14 protein-coding genes and 2 tRNA genes are annotated in these 14400 nt (G+C 68.5%); 7 read left to right on the forward strand and 9 right to left on the reverse strand.

Annotated elements, in window-relative coordinates:
• Window positions 1-55: 55 nt before the first annotated feature.
• From ABZ717_RS00810 to ABZ717_RS00820, 3 genes are read left to right on the forward strand one after another with little or no spacing between them, the layout of a single operon-like run.
• On the forward strand, window positions 56-1309 hold the full coding sequence (locus ABZ717_RS00810; RefSeq protein WP_358503433.1) for an ABC transporter permease: 1254 nt from the start codon (window positions 56-58) through the stop codon (window positions 1307-1309).
• Window positions 1310-1317: 8 nt separating this feature from the next.
• Window positions 1318-2334, forward strand: a complete 1017-nt coding sequence (locus tag ABZ717_RS00815; protein ID WP_358503436.1) for a peptidase M23 — start codon at window positions 1318-1320, stop codon at window positions 2332-2334.
• Window positions 2335-3054, forward strand: a complete 720-nt coding sequence (locus ABZ717_RS00820; protein ID WP_358503439.1) for an ABC transporter ATP-binding protein — start codon at window positions 2335-2337, stop codon at window positions 3052-3054.
• Between the two features lie 143 nt (window positions 3055-3197).
• Here the strand turns inward: ABZ717_RS00820 and ABZ717_RS00825 are convergent.
• The 3 genes from ABZ717_RS00825 to ABZ717_RS00835 form a co-directional block, all read right to left on the reverse strand.
• Window positions 3198-3274, reverse strand: a tRNA-Met gene (locus ABZ717_RS00825).
• A gap of 214 nt (window positions 3275-3488) precedes the next feature.
• Window positions 3489-3565, reverse strand: a tRNA-Met gene (locus ABZ717_RS00830).
• 160 nt (window positions 3566-3725) lie between these two features.
• Window positions 3726-6707 carry a UPF0182 family protein gene (locus tag ABZ717_RS00835; RefSeq protein ID WP_358503442.1) on the reverse strand — a complete coding sequence of 994 codons (2982 nt, stop codon included), beginning with the start codon at window positions 6705-6707 and terminating at the stop codon, window positions 3726-3728.
• A 253-nt stretch (window positions 6708-6960) separates the two neighbouring features.
• On the opposite strand from ABZ717_RS00835, the gene ABZ717_RS00840 reads away from it, so the two are divergent.
• Window positions 6961-7470 (forward strand): PPA1309 family protein, encoded by a 510-nt coding sequence (locus tag ABZ717_RS00840; RefSeq protein WP_263363331.1) that lies wholly within the window; start codon window positions 6961-6963, stop codon window positions 7468-7470.
• A gap of 116 nt (window positions 7471-7586) precedes the next feature.
• Here the strand turns inward: ABZ717_RS00840 and ABZ717_RS00845 are convergent, their stop codons facing one another.
• From ABZ717_RS00845 to ABZ717_RS00855, 3 genes are all read right to left on the reverse strand, one after another.
• The gene (locus ABZ717_RS00845; protein ID WP_358503445.1) at window positions 7587-8654 is read right to left on the reverse strand and encodes a S16 family serine protease; all 1068 of its coding nucleotides are present in this window, start codon (window positions 8652-8654) and stop codon (window positions 7587-7589) included.
• 136 nt (window positions 8655-8790) lie between these two features.
• Window positions 8791-9228 carry a molybdenum cofactor biosynthesis protein MoaE gene (locus ABZ717_RS00850; protein ID WP_358503448.1) on the reverse strand — a complete coding sequence of 146 codons (438 nt, stop codon included), beginning with the start codon at window positions 9226-9228 and terminating at the stop codon, window positions 8791-8793.
• Between the two features lie 68 nt (window positions 9229-9296).
• Window positions 9297-10427 carry an NAD-dependent epimerase/dehydratase family protein gene (locus ABZ717_RS00855; RefSeq protein WP_358503450.1) on the reverse strand — a complete coding sequence of 377 codons (1131 nt, stop codon included), beginning with the start codon at window positions 10425-10427 and terminating at the stop codon, window positions 9297-9299.
• A 63-nt stretch (window positions 10428-10490) separates the two neighbouring features.
• Here ABZ717_RS00855 and ABZ717_RS00860 point away from each other — a divergent pair, with 63 nt between their 5' ends.
• The 3 genes from ABZ717_RS00860 to ABZ717_RS00870 are packed head-to-tail and all read left to right on the forward strand — an operon-like array spanning window position 10491 to window position 12859.
• Window positions 10491-11912 (forward strand): zinc-dependent metalloprotease, encoded by a 1422-nt coding sequence (locus tag ABZ717_RS00860; RefSeq protein WP_358503453.1) that lies wholly within the window; start codon window positions 10491-10493, stop codon window positions 11910-11912.
• Entirely contained in the window at window positions 11909-12469 is a 561-nt protein-coding gene (locus ABZ717_RS00865; protein ID WP_358503455.1) for an NUDIX hydrolase, read from the forward strand. Before ABZ717_RS00860 ends, ABZ717_RS00865 begins: the two co-directional genes overlap by 4 nt.
• Window positions 12470-12496: 27 nt before the next feature.
• The gene (locus ABZ717_RS00870; protein ID WP_358503458.1) at window positions 12497-12859 is read left to right on the forward strand and encodes a hypothetical protein; all 363 of its coding nucleotides are present in this window, start codon (window positions 12497-12499) and stop codon (window positions 12857-12859) included.
• 13 nt (window positions 12860-12872) lie between these two features.
• Here ABZ717_RS00870 and ABZ717_RS00875 read toward each other — a convergent pair whose 3' ends face one another.
• The 3 genes from ABZ717_RS00875 to ABZ717_RS00885 form a co-directional block, all read right to left on the reverse strand.
• Window positions 12873-13439, reverse strand: coding sequence for a M48 family metallopeptidase (locus tag ABZ717_RS00875; protein WP_358503461.1), 567 nt, complete (start codon window positions 13437-13439; stop codon window positions 12873-12875).
• 281 nt (window positions 13440-13720) lie between these two features.
• Window positions 13721-13879, reverse strand: a complete 159-nt coding sequence (locus tag ABZ717_RS00880) for a hypothetical protein (RefSeq protein ID WP_190318501.1) — start codon at window positions 13877-13879, stop codon at window positions 13721-13723.
• A gap of 56 nt (window positions 13880-13935) precedes the next feature.
• Window positions 13936-14214, reverse strand: a complete 279-nt coding sequence (locus ABZ717_RS00885) for a WhiB family transcriptional regulator (protein WP_358503464.1) — start codon at window positions 14212-14214, stop codon at window positions 13936-13938.
• Window positions 14215-14400 lie beyond the last annotated feature (186 nt).

Genomic DNA, 14400 nt, shown 5'->3' on the forward strand with positions numbered 1-14400 from the left:
CCGGCGCCACCGATACCACCGCGCCGGGTCCTACATACACACGGGAAGGGGCTCCATGCTGCGTTCCCTCACCGCCGGGATCGTGCTGGCCTTCGCCGGTTCTCGGGCCAACGTCGCCCGAACCATCCTTTCCTGCGCGGGGATCGTCGTCGGTGTCGGCGCGTTGATCATGGTCGTCACCGCCGGCGACCTCGGTCAGCGTTACGCCACCGCCTTCAGCGAGGCCAACGCCGGACGCGCGGCCACCCTCGAAGCCATGGCCTACAACCCCATCAGCGACATGGCCGCCTACGAGGAGGACCTGGCCCGCGCCGGCGCCCAGGACGTCTCGCTGTACCAGGCTCCCCAGAACGAGACCCTCTTTCGTTCGGGCGACGGGGTCATCGAATCCGTGAGCGTCACCGGGGTGGACGCCACCCTCTCCGACATCAGACGGATCAACATCGCCCAGGGCCGCTGGTTCACCGAGGCCGACCAGGAGTCACGCGCCCCGGTCCTGGTGGTCAACCAGTCCCTCGCCGACACCCTCGGCGACGGGACCGAACTCCAGATGGGCACCGATCACTGGATCGACGTGCGGGTGGTCGGCGTCTCCGAGGGTTCCGCCCTGGACGGCGACTGGTACTCCGCTTACCTGTTGCGCTCCCCCGTTTCCGAGGAGATCATCTTCGGCCCCGCCTGGGACCCCGATATCGGGGGTTTCCAGGAGGGAGGTGAGGACCTGGGGATCACACACCTGGCCCGGCTGGATCCCTCCGACAGCGCGGCCGACCAGATGACCGGCGGTACCGAGTTCACCGAACGCATGGAGTCGGCGCGGTGGCGGTGGAGTACCGACGAACATTTCGAGTACTTCGCCTATCGCAGCGACTTCGCCGCGGAGACGGACATCGTCATCACCGCCATGTCGGTGGGGCTGCTCGTCGTCGCCGGCATCACCCTCACCACGGGGCTGCTCGGAGTGCTCAACGTCGGACTGGTCACCGTCCGAGAACGCCGCCGTGAACTGGCCACCTACCGTGCCCTGGGCGCGAGCCGGTTCACGTTGTTCGTGGCGGTGGTCATGGAGTCCGTCGTGGTCTCGGTGGTCGCCGGGATCATCGCCCTGCTGCTGTCGTTCGCCCTGGTCGCGGCGGCGGGGGCGATCATCGGGAACTTCGTCGCGCTGCCGCCGGACATCACCATGGCCGTACCCCCATCGGCTGTGCTGGTCGGTCTGACCAGCGCCGCCTTCGTCGGTCTCTTGGCCGGGATCATCCCCGCGATGCGGGCGCTGCGCGCGTCCGTCGTCGCCGGGCTGCGGGAATAGGAGAAACAGTGAAGAAGTGGATCATCGTCGGCGCGGTCGCGGCCCTGCTGCTGGGACTGGTCGGCTCGGGTTACCTCCTGCTGTCGCGCATGGGCTCGGCGCCCACGGACGAGGACGTCGTCGGCGCCGCCGCGGACGTGAGCGGGGAACCGGTGGAGGTCGCGCTGGGCACGGTCAGTTCGCAGCTGGTCCTGGACGCCACCGTCCAGCAGGAACCGGGTGAACCCGTCGAGGCGCGCCAGGGCGGTACCGTCACCCGCCTGTGGCTGGACGACGGAGCCACCGTGGAGGAGGGCGCCCCGGTCGTCAACGTCTCGCTGCCCGCCGAACCCGCCCCCGACGCCGAGGAAGGCGATTCTTCCTCCGGAACCCGCGAGGTCACCCTGTACGCGCCCGTGAGCGGCACCGTGTCGGGCCTGGAGGACGTCCGGGTGGACGACGTACTGGAGCCCGGCGCCAAGATCGCCTCGGTCACCACCGGGGAGTTCCACGCGGTCGCCCAGGTGCCCGCCAACGACCTGTACCGGTTCTACGAGGACCCCGGCGAGATCATGCTCCAGGTCGACAAGGGACCGCCCGCCGCCGAATGCGAGTTCATCGGGCTGGGAACCGCCGAACAGGAGGACTCCGGTGAGGAAGGCCCCGAGGGCGACGGGGGTGGCGGCGGCTCACAGCTGACCTGCCGGGTCCCCTCCGACCTGACGGTCTTCGACGGGGTCCAGGGCAAGCTCTCGGTGAGCACCGGGGAGGTCGAGAACGTGGTGGTCGTCCCGGTGACCGCGGTGCGCGGCAACGTCGAATCGGGCGAGGTCGTCGTGGTCGACGACGGTGGCTCCGAGGAGGTCCGCGAGGTCTCCCTGGGCATGTCCGATGGACGGTCGATCGAGGTCACCGAGGGGTTGAGCGTGGGCGAGCAGGTCCTCGACCCGGTTCCGCTGGATTCGCGGTTCGACGTGCCCGAGGCCCCGTTGGACGAAGAGCTCGACGACGAGTTCTACGACGAGGGCCTTGAGGAGGAGGGCTAGATGTCGCTCGACACTCCCCTGCCCGTGGCGGTCCGCGCCCCTGGGGCCACGACCCCGCTCCTGCGGATCGAGGGGCTGACCCGACACTTCGTGGTGTCGGGCACTCGCATCGACGTGCTGCGCGACTGCGCCTTCGATGTGGCCCGCGGCGAGGTCGTGGCGATCATCGGTCAGTCGGGCTCGGGCAAGTCCACGTTGCTGAACGTACTGGGGTTGCTCGACACGCCCAGTTCGGGTTCCTACACCTTCGACGGGATCGACACCACGTCCCTGCGCGAGGGTCGCAGATCACGGCTGCGCGGCGACGGGATCGGCTTCGTCTTCCAGCAGTTCCACTTGTTGGAGCGGAGATCGGCCCTGGCCAACGTGGGCGTGCCGTTGGTGCTGGCGGGTGTGCCGGCGCTGCGCCGTCGCGCCCGGGCCAAGGAGTTGTTGGAGTCGGTGGGACTGGGCCACCGACTGAACTCCCAGCCGCACCAGCTGTCCGGCGGTGAGCAGCAGCGTGTGGCCCTGGCTCGCGCGCTCAGCCGCGAACCCGCGTTGCTCCTCGCCGACGAGCCCACGGGCGCCCTGGACGCCGCCAGCAGCACCATGATCATGGACCAGCTCATCGAACAGGCCCGGGGACACGATTCCGCCGTGGTGGTCGTCACGCACGACCCGAAGGTCGCCGAACGGGCCGACCGCGTGGTGGAACTGGTGGAGGGCCGGACCCGCTGAGCCGGTCGACGGTCTCGGGCCCAAGGCCCGTCCCGTTCCGATCGCCCGCCTTCTCACCCGGGCGGTCGGAACGGCGTCGCTTCGCCGTCGAATAAGCCGTATACGAAAAAACACCGGGTGGATTTCTCCACCCGGTGTTTCCTTGGTAGCGGGGACAGGATTTGAACCTGCGACCTCTGGGTTATGAGCCCAGCGAGCTACCGAACTGCTCCACCCCGCGTTGTTGTGTCTCCTACTTTAGGGCCTTGACCCCCGGGTGGCAAATCCGTTCCGACTTCCGCCGAACCGGTGGAGAACCCACCCGACCAGGCCTACCAGCGACCCGGTTCTCATTCACTCTAGCAGGGCGCTGAAGTGGATGAACCCGATTATCAATCCATGGGATCGAAAATCGAGAAAAGTACCGGGCCCGGAATTTCTTCCGGGCCCGAACCTGGTAGCGGGGACAGGATTTGAACCTGCGACCTCTGGGTTATGAGCCCAGCGAGCTACCGAACTGCTCCACCCCGCGTTGTTGTGTCTTCAGATTAGCGTGCTTGTGGGGACAACACCAAATCGGCGCACGGAGACCCGGGACACCCTCCCCCGGAGAAGCCGACGGGGCGGGCCCCGAAGGTACCCGCCCCGCTCGTCAACGCCTCGTCGAGGCCTTACCGCCCTCGACTTCGCGGCTAATCACCCGCGGCGTCCTCAAGGGCCTCAAGGGCCTCACGCAGACGCTCGTTGGCCTCGTCGTTGTTCTCCTGGGCCTCTTCCCACGCGTCGACGGCCTCGTTGAGGGCCTCGGTGAGATCGGAGTCGCCCTCGGAACCGGTGTCGGAGTCGCCCTCGGCCGGATCCTCGTCCTCGGCGCCCTCCTCGTCCGGGTCCGGCAGCGGCCCCTCGCCGCCCTCGAACAGGTTGTTCAGGGCGTCCTGGAGGTTGCTGCCGATCGCGACCTCTTCACCGAAGCCGACCATGACCTGCTGGAGCAACGGGAAGGACGCCGCACCGCCACCACCGGCCTGCACGTAGAGGGGCTCCACGTAGAGCAGACCGCCGGCGAACGGCAGGGTCAACAGGTTGCCTCGCGTCACCTCGGCGTTGGACTGCTCCAGCGGAAGCAGGACCTCACGCACGTCGGCGTCGGAGTCGAACGCGTTCTGCACCTGACCGGGGCCGAAGATCACGGTGCTGCGGGGCAGCTCCAACAGCTTCAGTTGGCCGTAGTCATCGGACTCGGGGTTGCTGTCCACCGCCATGAACGCGGCCAGGTTCTCACGACCACGCGGCACGAACGTGCTGGTCAGCGAGAAGCTCGCCTCTTCCGAGCCGGGGAAGTTGATGGTCTGGCGGTAGGGCGGCTCGGAGACCTCCCCCTCCTGGGTCGGGTCGTTGGGGACCGACCAGAAGTCCTGACCACCGTAGTAGGACGCGGCGTCGGTGACGTGGTACTCGCGCATGATCTCGCGCTGCACCTTGAACAGGTCGTCCGGGTAGCGCAGGTGCTGGACGAGCTCGTCGCTCATCTCGTCCTTGTCGACGATCGTGCCCGGGAAGGCGCCCTCCCAGGTCTTCAGGACGGGGTCCTCCTCGTCCCAGCCGTACAGGGTGACGGTGCCGTCGTAGGCGTCGACGGTGGCCTTCACCGAGTTGCGGATGTAGTTGACCTCGTTACCGGGGAGCGCGCCGACCTGCTGCGCGGAACCATCGGTGAAGGTGTCGGTCACCGCCTGGGTGAAGTCGATCCGATTGGCGTAGGGGTAACCGTCGGAGGTGGTGTACCCGTCGACGATCCACTGGACCCTGCCGTCGACCACGGCCGGGTAGGGGCGGCTGTCCACGGTCAGGAACGGCGCGACCTTCTCGACTCGGTCCAGCGGGTCACGCTCGAACAGGATCCGAGAGTCGCCGGTGATCGCGCTGTTGAGCAGGATGCTCGTTTCCTGGTACTTGATCGCGAACAGGATGCGGTCGAAGAAGTTGTTCAGCGGCACGCCGCCGTCACCTTCGTAGCGGTTGTACTGCTGCGAATCGCCCTCCGACCCCTCCCCGGAGCCTTCCTCGGCGCCTTCCGCGTCCTCGGCCGGGGCCTCTTCCTCGCCACCCTCGTTCTCGGCGGGCGCACGCGCCTCGTCGGCACTCGGGCTCGGGCTGGACTCCACGGCGTCTTCGAGGGTGGGAACGTCCGGTTCCTCGTTCTCGGCATCGAGGGGGTGGTCGTACTCCTCCTCCGCCTGGACGATGACGTATTCGGCGCCCTCGCGTCCGTAGTAGATCCGCGGCTCGTACTCGCCCGTGACCTCGCTCAACTCACCGCGCGGCGGGATGTTGTACTCGGTGAAGACCGGGCGGCCCTCGTCGTCGATCAGGTTGCCGGCGGCGGCGACCATACCGAAGCCGTGCGTGTAGATCAGGTGCCGGTTCAGCCAGTTGTCCTGGTCGTCGGGCGGACCGTCCAGTTCACGGACGGCGACGATCGTGTCGATCAGGTTGCCCTCGGAGTCCGGGTAGCGGTCGACCTCCAACACGTCCGGGAACTGGTAGAAGCCACGGACCTGCTGCATCTGCTGGAAGGTCTGCGAGACCACGGCCGGGTCGGCCAGACGAACGCTGGGGATGGTGTCGGCCTCGGCCGCCAGCTCCTGCGGGGTGAGCTCCGTGGTGGCGTCGTAGTCGATCACCTCGGTGTCGGCGACACCGTACGCCTCACGCGTGCTCTCGATGTTGCGTTCGATGTAGGGGCTCTCCAGGCGCTGCTCGTTGGGGTCGACCTGGAAGCGCTGGACGATCTCCGGGTAGGCCGTGCCGACGACCACCGCCGAGAGGACCAGCAGGCCGAGGGAGGCCACCGGGATCATCGTGTTCTTGAAGGCGATGTTGGCGAAGAACAGGACCGCGCAGATCACCGAGATGACGGTGAGGATGGTGAGGGCCGTCTTGACGGCGTTGACGTCGGTGTAGGAGGCACCGAACGTGTAGCCGCGGTCGGAGAAGACCAGTCCGTAACGGTCCAGCCAGTAGGAACCGGCGCGCAGCAGCACGAAGATGCCGAGCAGCACCGAAAGGTGCACCCGGGCCGCGGGGGTGGCGCGCTGACCGGAGTCGTTCTGCAGACGGACGCCGCCGTACAGGTAGTGCACGATCACCGCGGCGATGAACGCCAGGATGACCGCCGCGTACATGTAGCCCAGCAGGATCCGCAGGAACGGGTAGGTGAACGCGAAGAACGCGATGTCGATGCCGAACTCGGGGTCGGCGACACCGAAGTCCACGCCGTTCACGAACTGCAGGTAGGAACGCCAGTCACCGCTCGCGGCGGCGCCGGACAACAGCGCCAGGGCGCCGATGGCGATCCAGAAGAAGAGCTTGCGGTGCGGGTCGATGGACTGCCGGTAGCGGTCCAGCCCCTGCTGTTCCAGGCTCATCGGCCGGATGCCCGGCCGGGCCCTGTAGGCGAAGAAGATGCTGAGGCCGACGATGACGGCCATCACGAGTGCCGCCACCGCGAACAGTAGGACCCGGGTCCACAGCTCGGTCAGGAAGACATTGGTGTAGCCGACTGAGCTGAACCACTTGAAGTCGGTCCAGAAGTTCGCGGCGAGCATCAGCCCCGCGATGATAACGACCACGGTCGCCGCGACTGGCGCGAGCAACCTTGATCGGCGAGGCATACGCGCAGGTGGTGCGCCGGGCGATCGGAAGCTCACGCCTCCCCCTCGTTCTGGCTTGGTAGGTGCGGTCGGTGCGCGTGTGGCGCTCTATGTTGAGAACTTATTCGGTGGCCGCCAGGTTCCCGAAATCGCCCCTCGGCGGGTGACAAGCCTGCATCGTTGGTGTATCGGAGTCGCAAACGGACGGCACCCCTGCGACCCTACTGGCCGTGAACGGGCGCGGCGAGGCTCCCACATCGGCCACCATGGAAACGTGTCGAACATTCGCGAAGCCGTCATGGACCTGGAACGCCACGCAGCCGAACAGGGTTGGGATCGCCCTCTGGGGCTGTACGCCCTGGTCCCGACCAGTGAGCTGCTGGCAGCGGAACCCGCTCTGGCGAGTCTGTTGGGGATCGACTCCCCCACCGACCCGAACGAGCTGACCCCGGTCGAGCAGGAGGAACTGCCTCCTGACGTCCCATTGGAGGAGGCTCTGGGCAGCATCCTGTGGCCCGAAGGAGTGGCCGGCTGTGCCCTGGTCATGGAACGGCTGGTGGTGAAGGGGTCGGACGAGACCCTGGCCGCCGATGAGGACCCCACCACCTCCGACAAGGAGACCGAGGAGATCCGCATGGTGGCGGGGGTGCTGCGCGACGGTTCCCGGCACTGCGCCATGCGCATGCGCGGGCACGACAGCGAGGACGAGGTGCTCAACGGCCCCGACCTGATCCCGGCGCTGACCTCGGCCCTCGCCCTCACCCTGGACCTCGACGAGAACTGAGGCCCGCGCCCTTTCCGGTCCTTCCCCTCGGTCCTCCTTCGGGACCGGCCGGGCGAATACGCGGGCCCCCGACACCATCCGGTGCCGGGGGCCCTTTCGCATCGTGCGGCCTCGCGCTAGTCGCAGCGGGGGAAATCGTCACCGCCCTCGCGGATGGTCTCCAGGGCGTCCATGGCGTCGGTGAGCGTCTCGACGCGCACCACGTCCAGTTCGCCGTAGGCCGCGGACTGGGCCACCTGGGAACAACTATCGGCGGCCACGAAGAAGTACTCGGCGCCGTCGCGCTGGGCGCTGACCATCTTCTGCGGGATACCGCTGATCCCACCGACCTGGCCGTCGGAGGTGATGGTGCCGGAGCCGGCCACCTGGGCGCCGCCGGTGATGCTCTCCTCGCTGAGGCGGTCGATGATCCCGAGCGAGAACATCATGCCCGCGCTGGGTCCGCCGATCTCTCCGACGCTGATGTCGATGTCGACGGGGAAGTCCATGTCGTCGGCGATGAGGATGCCGACGGCGGCGGAACCGCTCTCGCCCTCGACGGTCTCCAGCTCGACCTCGGTCTCCTCGCCGTCGCGCTCCAGGAGCAGTTCGACCGGCTCGCCCGGCTCACGGTCACCGACGTGTTCGACCACGAAGGCGCTGCCGACGAGCTGTTCCTTGTCGTCACCGGAGGTACTGGTGGGGACGGGCTCGCCGTCCACCGCCAGGACGCGGTCACCGGACTCCACGACGCCCTCCGCCGGCATGTCCTCGACGGCCTCGGCCACCAGCGGGATCGCCTCGTAGTCGATGTTGAGCTGGTTGAGGGCGGCGGCGGTCGCGTCGGTCTGGGAGTCGTTCATCTGAACGGTCTGCCGCTCGGTGACCTCCTCCTGGGAGCGTCCCGCGGGGAACAGCAGTTCCTCGGGCAGGACCGCCTGGCTGGGCGAGAGCCACGCCGTCACGAGGGTGAAGAGGTTGAGCCGGTGGTCGGGCCCGCCGGCGTACTGCACGGTCACCATGGACAGCGAGCCGTCGTGCTCGTAGTCGTCGGCGCCCTCGATGCCGATGATCGGCTCCCCGCCCTCCTGTTCCCCGAGCGTGTTCAGGGTGACGCCCGGCGCCGCGACCAGATAGGGCATGGGCAGCAGGAGACTCCCGTACCCGAGCCCGGCAAGCAGGACGAGTGCGGCGACAAGGGTCATGGCACGACGAAGCATGTGCATACCTTAGAGCCCCTCGGATACCTCCGGTGTTGGTGCCCTGGCGATTCGAGGGCGCCCGGGCACGAGCGTCCCGGAGACCCGAAAAGGGGCTCCGGAGGGGGTCAGGGGCCAGGGTTCAGGGTGAGCCGACCCATTCGGTCTCGCCGTCTTCGAAGGCCTGGTTCTTCCAGATGGGCACCTGTGCCTTGAGGTCGTCGATGAGTCGCCGGCAGGCCGCGAAGGCCTCTTCCCGGTGCTCGGCGGCGGCCGCGACGACGACGGCGAGGTCGCCGATCTCCAGGTCTCCGACCCGGTGGGTGGCGGCCATCCGTACGACGGGACGCCCGGGGACGCTGGTGTCGCTCAGCACCTTCTCCATCACCTCGCGCAGGCGGGCCTCGACGGTGGGGTGCGCGGAGTAGGAGAGGGCGGACACGTCACGACCGTGGTCGTGGTCGCGCACGGTCCCGATGAAGACGGCGGTGCCGCCCGCCCGGGGATGGGTCACCGCCGCGAGGACCTCGTCGACGGACAGGGGTGTTTCGCGAACTGCCGCGAGAGTGATCTCTTCCACAGGTGAACCGTATCAATCGGTGGGGCGCACGCGAGGTTCGCGCGTGCCGTGATCGGTGGAACCGTGGGTCAGCCCTTCCCGCGCTTGCGCAGGTGACGGATGGCGGCGACGGTTCCGATGGTCGCGGCGGCCGCGCCCGCCGCACCGGCGGCGGCGGTGATGGTGGCCTCCTTGCGACCGAGGGTGCGACCGGCGATGGCGTGCTTGCCGCTGTTGGACTCCAGTAGTACCCGCAGGGTCGACTCGCTGTCATGCGTCGGCTTCCAGCCGGCCTCGCGCAACGAGGCGCAGTCCACCACGCACGGGTAGACGAGGAACTTGATCTCACCGGCGGCGGCCGGGGTGATGCGGGCCTGGTGCAGGCGACGCACCGCACCGAAGGCGAGGTTGGCGGCGACCTCGAAGTGCTTCATCTCGGCGATCGCCTCGACCTCCCCCTGTGTCAGGGATCCCTCGGAGGCCACGGCGACCACGCCGTCGCGTCCCGTCACGCCGTTCAGGGCGCAAAAGGCCAGCGCGGAGACCAGGTCGTCCTCGTGGCAGAACTGCCAGTGCTGTTCGTGGCCCTTGACGGTGAGCAGCCGGGGCGCGGCGAAGTGTCTGCTCAGGAGCGTGTCGAGTTCCGGACCGACCAGTGGCGCGGGGCGCACGACGGTCACCGTCAGGCCCGGGTGCGCGCGGCGGGCGCGTTCGGCCAGTTCCTCGACCGCGGCGAAGTCGCCCATCAGGCCCTCGCTGTTGTCCGACACGCGACCGGAGTCCTCGGGCAGGGGGACGGGGTTGTCCGGCGCGGCTCCATAGACCATGCTGCTGGTGACGAGGACGACCCTGGGGACGCCTGAGGCGGCCGCGGCGGTCAATACGGTCTGAGCCGCCAGGATGTTGTGTTCGCGCCGGCGCGCCGGTCTGGTGTCCAGGGAACGGTCGTCGGCGGTGTGCACGAGGACGTCGATGCCCTCCAACCGGGACACCAACCCCGGATCGCAGACATCGGCGATCCGCCAGGTGACATCGCGCAGGTCGGCGAACTCCTGGTCGATCGCGATGATCTCGCGGGCCCGGATGGAACCTTCTGGCGCGGCCAGGCGTTGCACGAGAAGCCGGCCGACCCCGGTGGCGGCACCGGTGACGGCGACTACCGTCCCCGACCGTCCTGGGGAGCTGTGCTCTGGGCGAACCTGGCTGCTTTCGGTATTCACTCCGGGCGACTCCCAGCTAACGTGACAGTGGAGACCAAACCTAATCCTGCCTGAGGTCTGATTGTGAGCGACCTGCCTTTCGGTTTCAGCATGCCGAACGATCCCGATGACGAGTCCGGACGCCGTTCAGGCGACTCCGGCTCGGGTGCCGGCAGCGGCCGCCCGGGCGGGGGGGACTCCGGAACACCGGACGGGTTCCCGTTCGGGAATCCGCAACAGATGGCCGACATGCTCCGCCAATTCGCGGACATGATGTCGTCCCAGCCCTCCCCCGGCCCCGCCGGGGAGTCCGCGACGTCCTCGACGTCCGGAATCAACTGGGACATGGCCAAGAACATCGCGCGGCACAGCGTGTCCCAGATCGGGGACCCGAGTGTGCCGCCCGCCGACTACGCACGGATCGAGGAGGCCCTGCGCCTCGCCGACCTGTGGCTCGACCAGGCTACCGACCTCCCCTCGGGGATCCAGACCGCTCAGGCCTGGAGTCGGTCGGAGTGGATCGAGAAGACGATGGCCACGTGGGCGCAGCTGTGCGACCCGCTGACCGCCAAGACGGTTCAGGCCATGGGCCAGAACCTGCCCGAGGAGATGGCCTCCATGGCCGGTCCTCTGCTCGGCATGATCCAGCAGATGGGCGGCATGATGGTCGGCCAACAGGCCGGTCAGGCCATCGGTGGGCTGGCCCAGGAGGTGATCGGAACCTCCGACATCGGCCTGCCGCTCGCCGGTGAGGGCAACGCCGCACTGCTGCCCTCCGGGGTGGAGAAGTTCAGCGAGGGTCTGGAGATCCCCGCCGACGAGGTCCGCCTGTACCTGGCCGCCCGCGAGGCCGCCGTGCACCGCTTGTACTCGCACGTGCCGTGGCTGCGCTCGCACCTGTCGCGCCTGGTCGAGGAGTACGCCGCGGGGATGTCGTACGACGTCAGCGGCCTGGAGGACAAGCTCGGGGAGATCGATCTCACCAACCCCGAGGCGATCCAGGAGATGATGTCCGGCGGGATGGGCGCCGAGGGGCTGCTCCAGCCCGAGGACACCCCGCAGCAGAAGGCCGCCTTGGGTCGACTGGAGACCACCCTGGCGCTGATCGAGGGCTGGGTGGCGACCGTGGTCGCCAAGGCCGTGGACGAGCGCCTTCCACAGGCCGGTGCGCTCGCCGAGACCACCCGGCGCCGTCGTGCCACCGGTGGCCCCGCCGAGCACACGTTCGCGGCACTGGTCGGCTTGGAACTGCGACCACGTCGGCTGCGCGAGGCCGGGGCGCTCTGGAACGCCTTGGAGGAGGCCCGAGGGATCGAGGGGCGCGACGCCGTGTGGCAGCACCCCGACCTCATGCCTTCCGGCGACGACCTGGACGACCCGAACGGTTTCGTGAACGGTCGCTCCGACGAGGGCGTCGACTTCGACATCTCGTCGCTGACCGACCCGGACGGGGCCGAACGGCCCAAGCCGGGCGACGAGGACCAGGGCGAGAAGGGCGGCGAGTGAGCCTTCACGAGGACGCCCGGGCGGTACTGACCGCCTGGGCCGCCCCCGACGCCGGGCAGGAGGAGCTGCGCACCTCCTACCTGGCGCACCTGGAGTCCCACGACGACGCCATGTGGCGCACGTGCCTGCCCGGGCACCTGACGGCGAGCGCGGCGATCCTCTCCGCCGACGGCTCCCGGGTCGCGTTGGTCCTGCACCGGATCCACCGGATGTGGTTGCAGACCGGCGGTCACTGTGAGGACGCCGACGCCACCCTGGTCGGGGCCGCGCTGCGGGAGGCAACGGAGGAGTCCGGCATCACCGGGATCACCATGTTGCCCGAACCGGTCCGCCTGGACCGGCACTCGGTCCCCTGCGGTGGCGGAAGCCTCCACCTCGACGTGCAGTTCGCCGCGGTGGCCCCCGACGACGCCGTGCTGGTGCGCGACCCCGACGAGTCCGCGGACCTGGGCTGGTTCCCGGTCACGGACCCACCCGAACCCACCGACGACTCGGTGCGCGACCTGGTCGCCGCCGCGGTCGCCGCCGTGACGACACACGGCCCCGTCCACCCCTGAGGCCGGCCTGACCCCCGAGGTCGTGACATGTCCCTGTTCACCATCATCGCCCTGGTCGGCGGGCTCGTGGCCCACCTGTTCTACCGGCGGCTGCGCAAGGCGGCCCGGGAACTGCTCTTCGACGAGCGGAGCGGCCGGGTCGACTCCCGTGAGGCGGCCCGGATCAGGTACGGGCACACGCGTCGTTCGTTCCGTGCCGCGCAGCTCGTCTGCGCGTTCTTGTCCCTGCTCCTGTTCGCGGTGGCCGGCCGTGCGACGGTCTCCGGTTCCTGGGGCGGCACGACGGCCTACGTCGTCCTGGTGTTCGGCGCGTTGCTGCTGGCCGGCGGGTACCTACTGGCGCGGGCGTACCGCGAGATGCGGGTGGCCGGCAAGGCTCTCGAAGGCTGAGGACTCGGTGGCGCTAGTCCTCGAAGGCGACCTCGTCGTCTTCGAGGTCGTCGTCCTCGGCGGCGTGGGCGCACCCCTCGGAACGGCTGCCGGCACTGTAGCCCTCCAGGTAACCCCGGGCCCGTTCGGCCTTGGGGTAGCGGCGGACCAGTTCCCAGAAGTCCCGGCCGTGGTGCGGGATGTGCAGGTGGGCGAGTTCGTGCACGAGCACGTAGTCGACCACCCATGAGGGCATACCGGCGACACGGCGGGAGATGCGGATGGCACGGGTGTCCGGGGTGCACGAGCCCCAGCGGGTGTTCTGGTTGTCGACCCAGCGAACGGTGTCGGGGAGCCGGCTCCCGCCGAGGTAGCGTTCGGCGAGTTCGACGGCGCGTTCGTGGAGTTCGCGGTCGCCGCGGCGGCGCCGCCCCTCCTTCGCGTCGAGTTTCCGCAGCATCTGGTCCACCCAGCGCTTTTCCTCTGCGCGGGAGAACGTCGCGGGCACGAGGACGACAGTGGTGTCCCCGTCCCGGTAGGCCGACACGGTACGTCGGCGACGAGGACTGCGTCGTACCTCGACTTTGGTGTTCGAGGGCACGAAGTTTACGGTAGCCCAGAGGAGCGTTTCCGAACAGGTGTGCCGTGGTCCGATATGTCATTGGGTCGACCTGATGTCCGGGTCGCCGATCCGGATCGAAATGCACCACGGTGTAGCGCGTTCTGCCCTGACCAGGCCCCTTCCGAGGTGGTGAGACAGGCCACACGACCCCGCCACGAGTCGCACCGATCGGCATTTTGGTTATCGAAACGAGACCGGGCGGCCTCCCTGGTTCAGGAGACCGCCCGATCGTGTTCACCGATTCACCGCGTGCGCCGGCGTCAACATAGCCGCGACCACGCGATTTCCATGATCGCTTCCTCCACCCGGCGCTCCTCCCGCTGGCGGGCGCGCAGCTGTCGGGCGCCGATCCTTCTGAGCTGGTGCTCGTGCGGCTCCTGCTCGGTCCGCTCCACCATTCGCATGAGTTCCTGCATCATCGCTCTTCGAGTCCTTCTCGGTCGTACGTTCTTCGTGGGACGAGGTCGTCGTGGCCTCAGGCCGCGACGGGGGCCGGGTTCTTGCGGGGGCGACCACGCGGGCGCTTGCGCGCCACGACCTGGCCGGAGACGAGCAGCTGCCCACCCCAGACGCCCCACGGCTCACCCCGTTCCAGGGCGTCCGTCAGGCACTGCTCCTTGATGGGACAGTCCCCACAGATGGTCTTCGCCGCCTCTACATCGGCGGGAGCCTCCGCGAAGAACAGGTCCGGCTCTCGACGGCAAGGAATGTCGACCTCACCCAGCTGGGGCGTTACCAGGACCGACGCAAGCATCGGTGCCCTCCAAGATCTTTGATCGTTCGTACAACGCGGTCGGTGTTCGGTCACCGGAACCGGTCCGGTGAGGGACCTGGACTCTGCGATGTCGCCGTCTACTCCCCGCCCCTTGGGGACGGAGGGCCTGACGGAGATACAAAGAAAGCCGCGGGCCCCTTTACTGGGGTCCGCGGCCACGGAGTG

It is taken from the genome of Nocardiopsis sp. NPDC006832, from assembly GCF_040635885.1.
In the GTDB taxonomy this organism is placed as follows: domain Bacteria; phylum Actinomycetota; class Actinomycetes; order Streptosporangiales; family Streptosporangiaceae; genus Nocardiopsis.